The 14,595-nt window shown below is 63.8% G+C and carries 14 protein-coding genes; 1 reads left to right on the top strand and 13 read right to left on the bottom strand.

Annotation, left to right across the window (positions count from 1 at the left end; genetic code table 11):
* Positions 1–582 precede the first annotated feature (582 nt).
* Positions 583–2,127, top strand: coding sequence for an arylsulfatase (locus tag EDF58_RS21010; protein WP_207913083.1), 1,545 nt, complete (start codon positions 583–585; stop codon positions 2,125–2,127).
* A gap of 369 nt (positions 2,128–2,496) precedes the next feature.
* On the opposite strand, the gene EDF58_RS21015 is transcribed toward EDF58_RS21010, so the two are convergent.
* The 13 genes from EDF58_RS21015 to EDF58_RS21075 all read right to left on the bottom strand — a co-directional run bounded on the left by EDF58_RS21015 (position 2,497) and on the right by EDF58_RS21075 (position 14,566).
* Positions 2,497–2,688, bottom strand: a complete 192-nt coding sequence (locus tag EDF58_RS21015; protein ID WP_132269132.1) for an AlpA family phage regulatory protein — start codon at positions 2,686–2,688, stop codon at positions 2,497–2,499.
* Complete coding sequence (locus EDF58_RS21020) at positions 2,685–2,918, bottom strand: DUF2274 domain-containing protein (RefSeq protein WP_132269134.1); 234 nt, start codon at positions 2,916–2,918, stop codon at positions 2,685–2,687. The genes EDF58_RS21015 and EDF58_RS21020 overlap by 4 nt, the downstream gene beginning before the upstream one ends.
* A 5-nt stretch (positions 2,919–2,923) precedes the next feature.
* Positions 2,924–4,216 carry a TrbI/VirB10 family protein gene (locus EDF58_RS21025; protein WP_132269136.1) on the bottom strand — a complete coding sequence of 431 codons (1,293 nt, stop codon included), beginning with the start codon at positions 4,214–4,216 and terminating at the stop codon, positions 2,924–2,926.
* Positions 4,213–5,001, bottom strand: a complete 789-nt coding sequence (gene trbG, locus EDF58_RS21030; protein ID WP_243654410.1) for a P-type conjugative transfer protein TrbG — start codon at positions 4,999–5,001, stop codon at positions 4,213–4,215. Before trbG ends, EDF58_RS21025 begins: the two co-directional genes overlap by 4 nt.
* A 65-nt stretch (positions 5,002–5,066) precedes the next feature.
* Complete coding sequence (gene trbF / locus EDF58_RS21035; RefSeq protein ID WP_132269140.1) at positions 5,067–5,843, bottom strand: conjugal transfer protein TrbF; 777 nt, start codon at positions 5,841–5,843, stop codon at positions 5,067–5,069.
* 3 nt (positions 5,844–5,846) lie between these two features.
* On the bottom strand, positions 5,847–7,160 hold the full coding sequence (gene trbL, locus EDF58_RS21040; protein ID WP_132269142.1) for a P-type conjugative transfer protein TrbL: 1,314 nt from the start codon (positions 7,158–7,160) through the stop codon (positions 5,847–5,849).
* Between the two features lie 161 nt (positions 7,161–7,321).
* Entirely contained in the window at positions 7,322–8,068 is a 747-nt protein-coding gene (gene trbJ, locus EDF58_RS21045; protein WP_347812899.1) for a P-type conjugative transfer protein TrbJ, read from the bottom strand.
* A 26-nt stretch (positions 8,069–8,094) separates the two neighbouring features.
* A complete protein-coding gene (gene trbE, locus EDF58_RS21050) occupies positions 8,095–10,542 on the bottom strand; it encodes a conjugal transfer protein TrbE (protein WP_132269144.1) in 2,448 nt (815 codons plus the stop codon).
* Positions 10,536–10,796: a VirB3 family type IV secretion system protein gene (locus tag EDF58_RS21055; protein WP_132269146.1), complete on the bottom strand. Its 261-nt coding sequence runs from the start codon at positions 10,794–10,796 to the stop codon at positions 10,536–10,538. The genes trbE and EDF58_RS21055 overlap by 7 nt, the downstream gene beginning before the upstream one ends.
* The gene (locus tag EDF58_RS21060) at positions 10,793–11,122 is read right to left on the bottom strand and encodes a TrbC/VirB2 family protein (RefSeq protein WP_132269148.1); all 330 of its coding nucleotides are present in this window, start codon (positions 11,120–11,122) and stop codon (positions 10,793–10,795) included. Before EDF58_RS21060 ends, EDF58_RS21055 begins: the two co-directional genes overlap by 4 nt.
* On the bottom strand, positions 11,110–12,135 hold the full coding sequence (trbB, locus tag EDF58_RS21065; RefSeq protein ID WP_132269149.1) for a P-type conjugative transfer ATPase TrbB: 1,026 nt from the start codon (positions 12,133–12,135) through the stop codon (positions 11,110–11,112). Before trbB ends, EDF58_RS21060 begins: the two co-directional genes overlap by 13 nt.
* Positions 12,132–12,533 (bottom strand): CopG family transcriptional regulator, encoded by a 402-nt coding sequence (locus tag EDF58_RS21070; RefSeq protein WP_132269151.1) that lies wholly within the window; start codon positions 12,531–12,533, stop codon positions 12,132–12,134. The genes trbB and EDF58_RS21070 overlap by 4 nt, the downstream gene beginning before the upstream one ends.
* Before the next feature lie 8 nt (positions 12,534–12,541).
* The gene (locus EDF58_RS21075; RefSeq protein ID WP_132269153.1) at positions 12,542–14,566 is read right to left on the bottom strand and encodes a conjugal transfer protein TraG; all 2,025 of its coding nucleotides are present in this window, start codon (positions 14,564–14,566) and stop codon (positions 12,542–12,544) included.
* Positions 14,567–14,595: the final 29 nt, after the last annotated feature.

Genomic DNA, 14,595 nt, shown 5'->3' on the forward strand with positions numbered 1-14,595 from the left:
CAGATGTGTCCGATCGAGATGAAGCGGAAACGCCGGCTTTTCGGATTGCGTCACGATGGTGCTCCTAAAGCTAAACGACAAAGGGCGGAGCGCAGCCGAGAGGCCATGCAGAGCCCGCCTTGGGTGAAAGCTGGAGAATTCTGGTGATCGCCGCCATCGGGGTTATCCCTGAAACTCATGGCTGGCCTATCGGACTGGTTTCTGTCGCAACGAAGATTCAGGTAGTCGTTCACTGTTGGACCGCGACCACTCTTAAACGGCGGCCATTTTGGTACCGCTGCCAAAAGCCGCCGATCTCTTCACGGCCGACGCGCGCTATCGGGAAACAAGTTGTCGAACGTCCGCAATGGGGCGTGAGCCGCCGTTCCGCTGTCGGTCGGCAATTCGGCGTCGGGCAATGGCTAGAATGGGTGGATATCGGACGCTTGCATACCAGCCGAGGGTGCCCGAGCGTTCGTGAAACGACCTGCTCCGTAGAAGCCGAGTGCTCCGTGCATAGAAACCCTGATGGCGGCACCGGTCCGTGCGCCGGTATACCTAATGGCCTTGCGGGCATTGGGCCGCGATCCTCTGGAGGGTGCTATGACCGCTGCCACCAAGCCAAACATCGTCATGATAATGGCCGATGACGTAGGAATCTGGAACGTCAGCGCCTACCATCGCGGAATGATGGGCGGCAGCACCCCCAACATCGACCGTCTCGCGAGCGAGGGTGCGCTGTTCACCGACTACTACGGCCAACAGTCATGTACGGCGGGACGGGCCGCATTCATCACCGGACAGACGCCCTTCCGCACGGGCCTGCTTAAAGTCGGCCTTCCGGCGGCAAGACAGGGCCTACAGGATTCCGACCCCACCATCGCCGAATTTCTCAAACCGCTCGGCTATGCGACCGCGCAGATTGGCAAGAACCATCTGGGTGACCGGAACGAGTACCTGCCCACGGTGCACGGCTTCGACGAGTTCCACGGGATACTCTACCACCTGAACGCGATGGAGGAGCCTTACTACCCGGATTATCCCAAGTCCGATGAGTTCCTCGCCAGGTTCGGCCCGCGCAACATCATCAGCAGCGTCGCGACTGACGTGGATGACCCGACCGAAGATCCGCGCTGGGGCCGGGTGGGCAAGCAGAAGATCACCGACGCTGGCCCGCTGCCGCCCCGTCCCGGTATGGACCCGGCCGCGAAGGTCAATATGGAGGACATCGACGCGGACCTGGTGAAGCGATCGTGCGATTTCATCGACCGCTCGTTTAAAGCAGGCCAGCCGTTCTTCCTCTGGCACAACTCCACCCGTTGTCACTCGTGGACGCACCTCTCCCAGGAATGGGACGGAAAGACGGGGTACGGCCTATTTGCTGACGCCATGGCCGAGCTCGACTGGATCGTGGGCGAACTGCTCGCTAAGCTTGATGAGCTTGGGATCGCAGACGACACCATTGTGCTGTTCACGAGCGACAATGGTGCGGAGGTGTTCAGCTGGCCTGACGGCGGCAACCATCCCTTCCGAGGCGAAAAAGGAACGGTATACGAAGGCGGGTTCCGGGTGCCGATGCTTGCGAAGTGGCCAGGCGTCATCGAGCCAGGCGCGATCATCAACGAGGTCATGTCGGCCGAAGACTGGCTGCCGACACTCGTTGCGGCCGCCGGCGGCGATTCCGGTCTGAAAGAGAAGCTGATGGACGGCTACGAGGCGGGCGGGAAGACGTTCAGGACCCATCTCGACGGGTACAACTTCATGCCGTTTTTCGAAGGTGAGGTTTCCGAAAGTCCGCGCCGCGAGTTTTTCTACTTCAGCGACAACGCTGACCTCATGGCACTCCGCTTCGATGAGTGGAAGATTACCTTCAAGACAATCGTGGGCAACCTCTTCAGCGGCAAGGAGGACACGACAAACGTCCCGATCGTCACCAACCTGCGCGTCGATCCGTGGGAGAGATATCAAACAGAGTCGACGTCATATGGCGAATGGTGGGGGAAGAAGCTGTGGGTCATGATGCCCGCGACGATGATCATGGGCAAGTTCCTCGCCACCTTCAAAGACTATCCGCCGAGCCAGATTTCCGGCTCCCTCAGCGTGGAAAAGGCATTGCAGGCGCTAGAGGAAGGTGGCCGGAAGAACTGAAAAGCGCGGTCGGGTAGCTGTTGACGGCCGCTTCGTCCGCTTTGGGGCAGGTCCGGACAGGCGGCTTTTGAACCGAAATCTCGGATTGCAGACCTTCGTTCTCGATTACGGCAATGACCGCAATCCACCCATGTCGGCCTTCCAGCGCGAAGATCACTCGCCTGAAACCGGAGGTCGACTGACCCCCTCCATCCTCGGCAGTCGAATGACCGCTAGCGGTGAATCCCGCCGTTCCTGCGGCAAACGATTAACGACCGGGCCTGGTCGCAAGCGGCCAGAACCTGACGCATTTTTCGGAGCGTGGTATGTCAATGGCAGCCTAGCCCAAATTGGGCCAGTCCGGCCAATCGTACACAATTCCTCTTCACCTCAAGATCGTCGCTGCCTTTCCATCCACATTGAAATCTCGAAATCACTCCACCGGGAGGCGTAGTTCGTCGGCTTGTAAGGTCGCGGAAACGTGCCCTCTTGGATCAACTTGTAGATGCTGGTTCGGCCCAAACCGATCCGTGCCTCGACTTCCTGAATTTTGAGAAAGCGATCGCCAGTGGCGTTCGTCATGATCGACCTCCTGCATCAAGCGAGCTCCGAGCCTTTGCAAACGCGCGATCGCTCGTGAGGAAAGCGGCGAGGATCGCTGGGATCAGCGTCGCAACCGACTCTTCTCGCCCATAGGTCGATGCATAAATTCGAGCATAGTCACGTAGGGCCGCATCCAATTCTGGCATGACGTGTATTGCGTGCTTTATCGGTTTGCGATCAGGTAGCGGCGCGAGCTTGATTTCCGCCATCGGCTTTACTCCTGCTGGCGCCATGGCGCGAGAACGAGGTCACGATGCACGACAAGGCGGATCGATGCGCCCGGCCTTATCGTGATTGTTGGCTGGACTTGCAGGCTTCGCGAAACCAGCTGGTCCCCTGCCCGCGACAAGCTCTGCTGGGTCGATTGCCGGATCGCCTGAGCAAGATCGCTTTCATCCGTGAAGGTCAGCTCGGTTCCCACGCCTAGCAGTGTCGAGATCGCCGCGCCTTTGATTACCTGCCATGCATGTGCATCGACCTGATCCGCCAGGCCGGCATATCCAGACATGTCGGTTGCAGGCACATTGTCGAGACGGATCGAGCTGCCGTCCGGCATGACGATCCGCTGCCACACGACCAGCGCCCGCTTCTGACCAAAAGCCACGAGGCTATCGTAGCTGCCAATGAGACGCGCGCCTTGCGGGATGAGCAAGGTTCTCCCCGTCGCGCTGTCAAAGACCTGCTGTGTTACTTGAGCGATGACAAGGCCGGGCAGATCCGAGCGCAGGCCGGTGATCAGACTTCCGGCGATCACGCTTCCCGCCGAGAGCATATTGGCCGATGCGGCAGGCGTAAGCGCATGCGGTTCGACCTCTCCGGTGCTATCCTCGGCGGCAACAAAGTCAGCCTTGCGCTGCTGGGCATTGGGATCCGCCGTGAAATCGATAGCCAGCTTGCCATCGGATTGGCTCGCAGGCTGGGTACCCTGGACCGAGGCGGCTTCCGGCGCGTCCGATACGGCGGCAACCTTCGCGCTCGCGAAGAATAGTCCGGACTGCCGCTCCGATTTCCTTTCCTCGTCGGCCCGGTCAGGCCTAGCTTGCGGTTTTGCCGCTTCCGAACCCGGCAGGAGGTTGGAGGCCGGAGTAATACCCGCCCTCTGTTTTTCAACGATGGCTCGTCCCAGGTCGCCGGGCAGCGGCGGCCCGAGTTTCGGAACCTTGTCATAGCTGTCGGGAAGGGCGCTGATCGCTTCGGTCGGAGCCTTCGCCAGGTTGGCGCCGTTGTCGCTGCCGCCGGCGAGGTGGAGATCGATCGGACCAAGCGCGTACCAGGCGGTTCCAGCGATGATGAGCGCGAGCGTACCTGCCATACCAACGATCACTTCCCGCTTGAAACGGATCGCGCGGGGCGGCCGTGACCTCAGCGCCAGTGTCTCCGGGTCGACCTTTGCCGGTAGCGGTACGTCCGCAACCAGTGTCTGCTGCCGAGCGCCGCCGGTTTCCGCCGCTTCTGACGATGCAGCGGGCTGAGGGTGGCCCGCGTCGTTTTCTGGATCGCCGCTCATCGGCCCCTCCCCTGCACGGTGCCTTCTGCCACGCGCTGAATGCGGACGATCTGCTGGTTCTTTGTCCCGAGCCGCAACTCGGCGGCGGTGAAGATCCGGTCGACGACATAGTAGCGACCCGACAGCCGGTAGTTCACCAGCTGTGCTGCGCCCTTTTCATCGATAAGGAAAAGCGGCGGTGCCTCGTCAAGCACGATGCTGGCAGGCAGCTGGATGAAGGTCTGGCGTCCGTCGTCGAATGCCCGCAGCGGCCGCCAAGTGGGCTTGTCGCCGGATATCTCGTAATTGAAATTGAGGCTTTCGGCAGACAGCCCGGCAGCGATCGGCTTCGCGGCTTCGGCTGCAACCACCGCCCGCTTGATCGCGACCAGTTCGTCGGCTGGGTAGGTCCACGAAAGCGCCGACATCGCGACTCCGTCGCTGCTGGATAGTGCCAGATGATAGCTGCGCCGATCGGTCGTGATGACGAGGTTGGTCGCAAGCCCGGGTGAATAGGGTTTGACGAGGACGTGGGTGCGCTTGGTATCGCCCTGCCCGCTCGTGGTGTCGCCGATCACCCAGCGCGCGGTATCGCCGCTTGCCACGGCCACAAGATTCTCGCCGGGCTGAAGGGCGATGTCCGTCACCCGGTCAGGCGCCGTCATCACATGATAAATCGCACCTTCGGAAAAGGCCTGAAGCTGGACTGCCTGGACGAAGCGGCTCACCTGCGGCTCTATGGTCGCAGCGCGATTGGCGCGCTCGACGACGGCGGCACGCGAGAGCGGCGGAGCGGCGGCGATCACGGGGTGGCTACAGATAGGCAGCGAGAGACCGCCCGCCGCGAGGGCGAGCCGGGGCAAATGCACATTCATGGCATGATCTCCGATCCAGACGGTGAGGCGATTTCAGGGGATGGGGGCGCAGGCTGCGGCGCTTCAGCCTCAGCTTGGGCTGAAGCTGCCGGCTCGAGCTCGCGGCTCCAGTCGATGGCATCGACGTAGATCCCCAGAGGATTGCGCCGCAGGATGTCAGCGCTATGCGGCGGCCGAGTGAGAATCGTCAGGATGGCAGTCCAATGGCTGCTGCCGGCCTTGTTGCCGCGCTCATAGGCCGTCTCGATCCACTTGACCTGGAAAGACCGATCGGAGGCGCGCACGACGCTCGTGATCTGCACAGAGGTGCTGCGCTGCCCGAGGTTTGCGAATGGATCAGCTTCACGGGCATAGCCGTCGAGAAACCGGGCGCCGCGTTGACTGGCGAAGTCGTAGGCGGAAAGCCAGTCGCGGCGCATCAGCACCGGATCAAGCGACACTCCGCGCACGCATTCGATAAATCGGGCCAGATGCCAAGCGATCTGCGGATCGGTGGGCGTGGCAGAGACATCCGCCTCGTTCACCGCCCTCGCCTCGCCCAGCCTGTCGACTTCGACCACATAGGGGACGACCCGGCTTTGCAAGGACTGCCAGACCAGAGCCGACCCCATCGCTCCGGCCATGCCGAGAGTGCCGAAGGCCATGAGCCGCCAGTTGCGAGCCTGGACGCGGGCGGAGCCTATCCGCTCGTCCCAGACCTGCCCCGCCCGCTGGAAAGGCGTTTCGGGCTCGAGAGTTCGTCCGTAACGCTGGACGGCGCGCTTGAAGATCATCGATCAGTCCTCCTTTTCCTTGATGTCGGGGTTGGCGGCAGCACCGCCGCGTTCACCATCCTTGAGGGTGTGCAGCGCGATCTGACGGTGATGACGGGCGTTCTGCTGGCGGCGAAGATCGCGCGCCCAGCCCGGAGCGGAATCGGCGGCAGGTCCCCTGGCGGCTTCCGAGGCGCTATCGGCGCCTTGCGGGCCTTCAAATCCGGCCCGCGCCGCTGAGCGACCGCGTTCGGCCGCCTCGCGAACACCGAAAGTCTGGCTCGCCTTTTGACGCGCCGCGCCGCCGGCGGCCTTCGCCATGCCGCTGAGGCCAGCGCCGACGCTCTGCGAGCCGGCAGCTGACTGACCCATGCTCCACGATGTCGACGCGGCAGCGCCCATGCTGGTGCCGGCGCGAACCGCGCCAAGCGCAGCGCCGCCGACCAGTTTGGCGGCACCGGCAGCGCCGCCCGCCCCCATGGCAATGATGCCAGCTGCGCCAACTCCGGTGCCGAGGGCGGCGCCCGCGCCGAGCTGCGGTGCGCCGGCCACAAGACCTGATGCGATCGACGGCCCGAAGATGCCAAGGCCGAACAGCGCAAGGCTGGCAAGGACCAGGCTGAGGGTCTGCCCGATGTCGGGCTCCTGGCCCTGGAGCGCCGAGGTGAACTCGTCGAAGAAATTCGAGCCAATCCCGACGATCACCGCCAGGACCATGACCTTGATGCCGGAGCTGACCACGTTGCCGAGCACGCGCTCGGCCAGGAAGGCTGTCCGGTTCCACAGCGCGAACGGCACCAGGATAAAACCTGCGAGGCTCGTAAGCTTGAACTCGAGGATGGTGACGAAGATCTGCACCGCAAGGATGAAGAAGGCGAGGATCACCAGCAGCCAAGCGAGCAGCAGGATCACGATGGTAAGGAAATTGTCGAAGAAGGTCGTGAAGCCCATAAGGTCCTTCACCTGTTCGAGCAGCGGCCAGGCCGCCGCGAAGCCTGTGCCCGCGAGCCGCCCTGGCTTGAGCAGATCGGCCGCTGTGAGCACGCCTCCGCCGGCCGTAAGCCCGGCCTGCGCCAAGGAGCGGAACACGATGTCGCCGAGCGCCGAAAAATTGCCGATGATGAAGGCGAAGGCGCCGACATAGAGGACCTTGCGAATGAAACGCCCCAGAATGTTGTCCTCGCCGCCCATGGTCCAGAACAGGCCCGCGAGCGTCATGTCGATGCCGATCAGCGTGGCCGTCAGAAAGTGGACGTCGCCGCCCAGCAGTCCGAAGCCGCTGTCGATGTAGGCGATGAAGCTGGTCATGAAGCGGTCGATGACATTTAGATCATTCATGGCGCTGCACTTTCCAATCGGGGCGAAACACGGGTGACGAGGGTGTCGCGGGACGCGGCCAGGGGCGCGGAAAACCGCGTCCCGGCGCGGCGACGGGAGAGGCATGACCGTCGCCGCAAACGATGCTGAACCTGGAGCCGAAGGGGACCGGCTGTGCGCGGCTAGTTAGGCGTATAGGCCGTCCCGTCGCCGAGGAACTTGGCCGTGGCCGCCTGCGCATCGCTCGTCGCCTGCGCGCGGTTGGCCCGCTCGAGCGCATCGGCTCGGTAATGGGCGGCGAGGAGCTGCTGGATCTGGAACTGCTGCTTGGCGGTCAGTGCGAGCAGCTGATTGGTCGCCTGGCTGGCCTGCAGGGCACCTTCGGCGTTCTGGCTCCTCTCGACCATCGCCGAGAGCGCCGAGGCATCGCTCTGGATGTTCTCGACGACCTGCGCCTGTACCGTCATCGTATGCTGGTAGGCGGTCATCTCGGTGTCGAGCCGCGCCCTCGCGGCCGATACCTGGCTGCTGAGCGACAGCGAACCGTTGCTGGTAGGATAGAGCTGGCGGAACTGCTGGTTCAAGGTCGAGACCTGAAACTGGATCCCCTGCGCCTGCCCCATCAGTACATCGATCTGGCTGAGAGTCTGGGTGAGCGCCTGAAGTTCGGGAAAACCGATCGTCGTGAGGTTCTTTTCCTCGTTGAGCAGGCTCTGGGCCTCGTTCTGCAACGACTTGATCTGGTTGTTGACCTGCTGGAGCGTCCGTGCCGCCGTCAGCAGGTTCTGGCTGTAGTTGGTCGGGTCATAGACGATTAGTGCCTGCGCCGGTGTCGACGGGAACGACATCGCCGCAAATGCGCCGCCAAGTGCGACGAGGGCCATGCATCCGGCGGCAAGCGAGGGACGGGAACGCGGTTTCACAATCATCGGTCTTCTCCTTTGCAAACAGGCTTTCAGAAGCGGATTGCCGCTGGGAACGTGGCAGTGAGGTCGGAGGCCCAGGGGGCGTCGGAGCCGGCGAGAAAGCGGGACAGGAACTCGTCTCCGCCATGCTCGGCGATGAGGCGGTCGATTCGCTGCTGGGCAGCGGGTCCGGACGAGCCGCAGAGCGCCAGGGCAATCGGGCCGAGACCCAGTTCGAACAGACGATTCCCGCGGGCCGACTGGAGGTAGTAGTGATGCTTAGGGGTTGCCCGCGCGATGATCTCGATTTGCCGGTCATTAAGCCCGAAGGCCTCGTAGGCTTCGCGGGATTGCGGCTCGATCGCGCGGTCGTTGGGGAGGAATATCCGCTGCGGGCAGCTTTCGATGATCGCCGGCGCAATCGAGCTCTGCGCCACATCGGCGAGGCTTTGCGTGGCGAACAGGACCGAGACGTTCTTCTTGCGGAGCGTTTTCAGCCACTCGCGGATGCGCGCGGAGAAGATCGGATCGTCGAGGAGGCTCCAGGCCTCGTCGAGCACCATTAGGGTCGGACGGCCGTCGAAGCGCTGTTCAATGCGGTGGAATAGGTAGGTCAGCACCGGCGCGACCAGTCCCGACCGCCCCATCAATGCCTCCGTCTCGAAGCACTGGACGTCTGCGTCTGCCAGGCGCTCCTCGGCAGCATCGAGCATGCCGCCAAACGTGCCCTCGAGCGTATAGGGCGCCAGCGCGGTGCGGAGGTTGTTCGACTGGAGCAGCAGTGACAGGCCCGTCAGCGTCCGCTCGCTTTCGGGAGCGCCGGCGAGGCTGGTGAGCGCCGACCAGACCTGATCGCGCATCTCTGGCGTTGGCAGGATCAGCAGGTGCGAGAGAAGATCGAGTATCCAGTCGGCGGCCCAACTGCGCTCAGTCGGATCATCGATGCCCTTGAGCGGCTGGAAGCTGAGGCCGTTCAGGGCGTCGGTGCCGTGGCCCAGTGCATTATGCGTTCCGCCCATCGCCAGCACAGCGGCGCGCGCGGAAAGCCCCATGTCGAACATGATCACCCGCGAGCCGGGATAGCGGCGGAACTGACAGGCGATCAGCGAGAGCAACACCGATTTGCCGGCTCCGGTCGGGCCGACGACGAGCAGGTGCCCGACATCGCCGACGTGGGTGGAGAAGCGAAACGGCGTCGATCCCTGCGTCCGTGCGTGGAACAGCGGCGGGCCGCCAAGATGTGTGTTGCCAACATCCCCCGCCCAGACCGCTGGAAGCGGAATGAGATGGGCGAGGTTGAGCGAGTGGACCAGCGGTTGCCGGACATTGGCGTAGACTTGCCCCGGCAACGACGAAAACCAGGCTTCGACCGCATTCACGCCTTCCCGGATGCATGTGAATCCGAGGCCGTTCACGACCCGCTCGACCGCACGAAGCTTTTCCGCGACCCGGGCGCGGTCCTCGTCGGCGACAGTGATGGTAGCCGTCAGATAGCCGAACGAGACGTGATCGCCGCCCAGCGCCTGCAATGCGATATCGGCATCGACCACCTTGTTGTCGGCGTCGCTGTCGACCAACTGGGTTGGCTGGTTATACATGACTTCGCGCAGCAGCGCGGTGATCGACTTGCGCTTGTTGAACCACTGGCGCCGCAGCTTGGTGAGGACCTTGGTAGCGTCCGCACGGTCCATCGCGATGAAACGGGTCATCCAGCGATAACCGAATCCCTGATGGTTGAGGGCATCGAGCAGCCCAGGCCGGCTGACATTGGGGAAGCCCGGCAAAGTCAGCGTGCGAAGATGGAGCCGCCCAAGCTTCGGCTCGAGGCCACCGATGAACGCCCTGTCGGCCAAGAGGGCATCGAGGTAAACCGGCGTTTCGGGCATGGCGACATCGACCGCGCGGTCCGACACCGTGCCGTGCAAGTAGGAAAGCGTCTCGGTGCTGGAAAGCGCACGAACCTCAGGCATGAAACCCGCGAAGAGATCCAGAATGCGGTCGGTTTCGGCGATAAATCCTGCCAGGGCCGCACGCCAGTCGCGTCCTCTCCCGGTCTCGCTGTCAGCCTCCGGGCGCTCGACCAGCGACCGGCCGGCTGTATCGCTCGCATCAGCCGGAGGCAGCCAGAGCAGGGTTCCGGTGAACACACTCTCGAAATGGCCGCCTTCGGCTTCGAACGCGGCGCGTCGTTCCTCGTCAATCAGCCAGGACGCAGCGTCGGGAAAATCGCTACGCGGATAGCGCGAGATTTCCCGCCGATTGGCCTCGAAGAATATCGCCCAGCCAGAGCCGAGACGGCGCAGGACGTTGTTGGCCCGGGCGCAGGTGCCGACCAGTTCAGCCTCGGTCGAACTCTCAAGATCGGGTCCGCGAAAAGCGAAACTGCGCTGAAAACTGCCGTCCTTGTTGAGCACTACCCCCGGGGCGACCAGCGCAGCCCACGGCAAGTGATCGGCAAGGCGGTCGAAGCGGGAGCGATATTCGGCAAGGTTCAGCATGCCAGGTATCCTTTTTGCCGGAGATGGCGGATCAGGACGTTTGCGAATTCGGGGTCTCGCCGGGCGACGAAGACAGCCAGGCTGTGGCCGATCGCCCAGAGCGCAATGCCGACCGGCCATTGCTGGAGGCCGAGGCCCAGCGCGGCCGCCAGGGTCCCGTTCACGATCGCGATCCCGCGCGGAGCCCCGCCCATCAGGATGGGCTGGACGAGGCTCGCGTGGATCGGTGTTTCGAAGCCCTCGATATGGCTCACGAGACCACGGCTCCCCCGCCGAAGCTGAAGAACGAGAGGAAGAACGACGAGGCGGCGAACGCGATCGAGAGCCCGAAGACGATCTGGATCAGCTTGCGAAAGCCGCCGGCGGTCTCGCCGAATGCCAGCGCGAGACCGGTGGTGATGATGATCAGCACCGCGACGATTTTGGCGACGGGGCCTTGGACCGACTCCAGCACTTTCTGCAGCGGATCCTCCCAAGGCATGCCCGAACCACTGGCAAGCACGGGCGAGGACACAGCCACAGCCACAGCAAGGACGAGGAGGCCGTTCAGATCGCGGCCGATAAGCTTCATGGAACGCATGGGTCTTCTCCTTCAGGTTGAGGGGCGTTGAGGGTGTTGGGATTTCGGAAAGCGTCGGTGACGCGGTATTCGCCGCGTTCGTCGAGCCCGGCGACACGCGCGATCGTCTCGATACGGCGCGCGGCGCCGCGCCCGGCAATGAAGACGACGAGATCGATAGCCTCGGCGATCAGCCGGCGCGGAACAGTGGTCACCGCCTCCTGCACCAGCCCGTCGATGCGGTAGAGCGCGGCGCGCGCATTGTTGGCATGGACCGTCGCGATCCCGCCGGGATGCCCGGTATTCCACGCCTTCAGCATGTCGAGCGCTTCCGGCCCCCGCACTTCGCCGACGATGATCCGATCGGGACGAAGGCGCAGTGTCGAGCGGACGAGATCGCTCATAGACACTTTGCCCGCCCGCGTGCGGAGCGCGACGGTGTCGGCCGCGGGCGATTGCAGTTCTCTGGTGTCCTCGATAAGGATGACGCGCTCGTCGAGAATGGCCATTTCCGCAAGCAGCGCATTGGCGAGCGTGGTCTTGCCAGAGCTGGTACCGCCCGCGACCAGAATATTCGCGCGCTCCACGACCGCGCGAGATAGGAACCCAGCCTGCCCGGGTGTCATGATCCCGTCGCGCACATAATCGGCCAGCGTGTGGATCCGCGCCGCCGGCTTGCGGATCGAGAAGCATGGCGCGGTGGCGACGGGCGGCAGCAAGCCTTCGAAGCGCTCACCTGACCCGATCCCATGGGCTGGAAGTTCGGCCGAGACGATCGGCGCATCTGCGTGGACTTCGGCCCGGATATGCGAGGCCACGAGGCGGACGATGCGTTCGACCTGCGCGGGCTCGAAGCGGATATCGGTGTCGACCCGCCCTTCCCCGAGCACATCGACCCGCAGCGCGCCGTCGGGGTTCACCATGATCTCGATGATGCGCGGGTCTTCAAGCGCGGCGCGAATGGCCGGGCCCATGGCCGTGCGCAGCATCGCGCGGCGGCGCTCGGCCGAGACAGCGTCGGGTGCGTCGGTCATGCCAGTTCTCCCGACCTGCGCTCGGCCAGCGTCCGCTGACCAGTGCCGATCTGGCGCCCGACCTGGGCCACGAACGCCTCGAAGCGCTCGCGGCCCACTGCACGGGCAGCGGCGTCGGCTTCGGGCAGCGGTGCCGTCACCGAAAGCTGGTAGCGAATGAACAGCGCGAGGCTTTCCAGCACGACATCGATATCACGCCGGCTTGCAGCGATCTCGCGAGAGAGGCGGTCGAAGCGGAGGCGCAGGAGGTCGTCGATCTCGTTCGAACCCTGCCGCGCGATCCAGGCCTTCAGCGCATCGTTGACGAGCCGGCTCTTGTTGCCGCGCGTGCCGGCCGCCAGGCGGTCGAGCGCCACGGTTACGTCCATGTCGAGGTAGAGGTTCTGGCGGATTTTCATGAGCTGCCTCACATTCCAAGGGTGCGGGTGTGCTGGCTCTCGTCGAAGGCGAAGCCGCGGGCGACGGGGGTCAGTGCCTGCGCCTGATCCATGGCGCGCTTATCTGTGACGAGGTTGCCGTCATCGTCATTGGCAAGCTGGGGCTCGGTGACTTCGGGCTCTGCACGCGCGATCGGCTGCCCACCGCCCTGCCCTGGATGTTGCTGCTGCTGCGGGCCGCTCTCGTCCTCTGGGTCGGAGACGGCCATCTGCTCAGCGAGCTGCGCATGGCGTCGGCTCGACGTGCCTTTCCAGTCGTCCGGGCGCGGCGCGGGGCGGTCCGGATACTGGCCGGCGGCGATCGTGGGAGCGGGAAGCCGGCGTTCCGCGAAGTTCCGGTCGCGGTAGTAGCGCAGCTTTCCAGCCCTGATGGGCGCCATGCCCGACACGAGAATCAGTTCCTCATCCGGCGAGAGCTGCATAACTTCGCCTGGCGTCAGAAGCTGGCGGGCGGTCTCTTGGCGGCTGACCATGACGTGCGCGAGCCAGGGAGCGAGGCGGTGTCCGGCGTAGTTGCGCATGGCACGCTGTTCGGTTGCCGTACCGAGAGCATCGGAAATACGCTTGGCGGTACGCTCGTCGTTCGCCGCAAAGGCGACGCGGACATGGCAGTTGTCGAGGATCGAGTTGTGCTCGCCGTAAGCTTTCTCGATCTGGTTGAGGCTCTGGGCAATAAGGAATGCCCGGATGCTGTACCCCGCCATGAACGCGAGGCTGGTTTCAAAGAAGTCCAGGCGGCCGAGCGCCGGAAACTCGTCGAGCATCATCAGGAGCTGATGCTTACGGCCGGCGCCGCCAAACCCGTCGAGCTGTTCAGTCAGTCTCCGTCCAATCTGGTTCAGCACAAGGCGGACGAGCGGCTTGGTACGGCTGATGTCCGATGGGGGAATTACGAGATAGAGCGAGCACGGCTGTTCGGCGTCGACGAGATCGGCGATTCGCCAGTCGCAGCGCGAGGTGACCTCCGCTATCGTCGGATCGCGGTAGAGCCCAAGGAACGACATGGCCGTCGAAAGCACACCGGACCGTTCGTTCTCGCTCTTGTTGAGCAATTCGCGCGCTGCGGAGGCGACGACCGGATGGACGCGCGGCGCCTTATCGTCTCCAAGGTGGTTGGTCGTCAGCATCGCCCGCAACGTGGCGGCGAATGAGCGCTGGGGATCCGAAAGAAACGTGGCGACGCGGGCCAGCGTCTTCTCTTCCTCGGCGTAGAGGATGTGAAGGATTGCGCCGACCAGCAGCGAATGGCTGGTCTTTTCCCAGTGATTGCGGCGTTCGAGCGCGCCTTCGGGATCGACCAGGATGTCGGCGATGTTCTGGACGTCGCGGACTTCGTTGGCGCCGCGGCGCACCTCGAGCAGCGGATTGTAGTGGGCCGACGCCGCATCGGTGGGATTGAACAGCAGGCTATGCGAGAACCGCGCGCGCCATCCGGCGGTCAGCGTCCAGTTTTCACCCTTGATGTCGTGAATAACGGCGGAACCGGTCCAGGTGAGCAAGGTCGGCACTACCAGGCCCACGCCCTTGCCGGAGCGGGTGGGCGCGAACGCCAGGACATGCTCGGGGCCATCATGCCGCACATATTGGCGGCCGAGCTTTCCCAGCATGAGCCCCGCATTGCCGAGCAGGCCGGCGCGGACAATCTCGCGGTGACCCGCCCACCGCGCCGATCCATAGGTCGTGACCCGGCCCTTCTGACGGGCGCGCCAGAGTGAACCCGCTACAGCCGATCCGCAGCCCAGAAAGCCACTGGCGCCGGCGAGCAGACCGGCCTTGTCGAAGACCTCCGGGGCATACGCATCAAAATGATACCACCAGCCAAAGAGCGCCCAGGGTTCGTAGAACGGAACACCGAAAAGGCGGAATGAAGCCTCACCAAGTTCGGGTTGGTAGGCCAGCATGGCAGCTGCCCACTGCGTCGAGACCCAGAGCCCAGCAAACATGATCGCGAAGACGACAAGGATCTGACCGACGAGAAGTTTGGTGGGCGTCACGGTAGTTCTCCACCCCGGTTGTCCGGGTG

It is taken from the genome of Novosphingobium sp. PhB57 (assembly GCF_004342985.1).
In the GTDB taxonomy this organism is placed as follows: Bacteria; Pseudomonadota; Alphaproteobacteria; order Sphingomonadales; family Sphingomonadaceae; genus Novosphingobium.

Excerpts from the sequence above, each read along its gene's own strand:
- EDF58_RS21020 (WP_132269134.1), bottom strand. The coding sequence starts at position 2,918 with ATGGCGGAAATCAAGCTCGCGCCGCTACCTGATCGCAAACCGATAAAG.
- EDF58_RS21010 (WP_207913083.1), top strand. The coding sequence starts at position 583 with ATGACCGCTGCCACCAAGCCAAACATCGTCATGATAATGGCCGATGAC.
- trbF (WP_132269140.1), bottom strand. The coding sequence starts at position 5,843 with ATGATCTTCAAGCGCGCCGTCCAGCGTTACGGACGAACTCTCGAGCCC.
- EDF58_RS21060 (WP_132269148.1), bottom strand. The coding sequence starts at position 11,122 with ATGCGTTCCATGAAGCTTATCGGCCGCGATCTGAACGGCCTCCTCGTC.
- EDF58_RS21070 (WP_132269151.1), bottom strand. The coding sequence starts at position 12,533 with ATGAAAATCCGCCAGAACCTCTACCTCGACATGGACGTAACCGTGGCG.
- EDF58_RS21015 (WP_132269132.1), bottom strand. The coding sequence starts at position 2,688 with ATGACGAACGCCACTGGCGATCGCTTTCTCAAAATTCAGGAAGTCGAG.
- EDF58_RS21025 (WP_132269136.1), bottom strand. The coding sequence starts at position 4,216 with ATGAGCGGCGATCCAGAAAACGACGCGGGCCACCCTCAGCCCGCTGCA.
- trbB (WP_132269149.1), bottom strand. The coding sequence starts at position 12,135 with ATGACCGACGCACCCGACGCTGTCTCGGCCGAGCGCCGCCGCGCGATG.
- trbL (WP_132269142.1), bottom strand. The coding sequence starts at position 7,160 with ATGAATGATCTAAATGTCATCGACCGCTTCATGACCAGCTTCATCGCC.
- trbE (WP_132269144.1), bottom strand. The coding sequence starts at position 10,542 with ATGCTGAACCTTGCCGAATATCGCTCCCGCTTCGACCGCCTTGCCGAT.
- trbJ (WP_347812899.1), bottom strand. The coding sequence starts at position 8,068 with ATGATTGTGAAACCGCGTTCCCGTCCCTCGCTTGCCGCCGGATGCATG.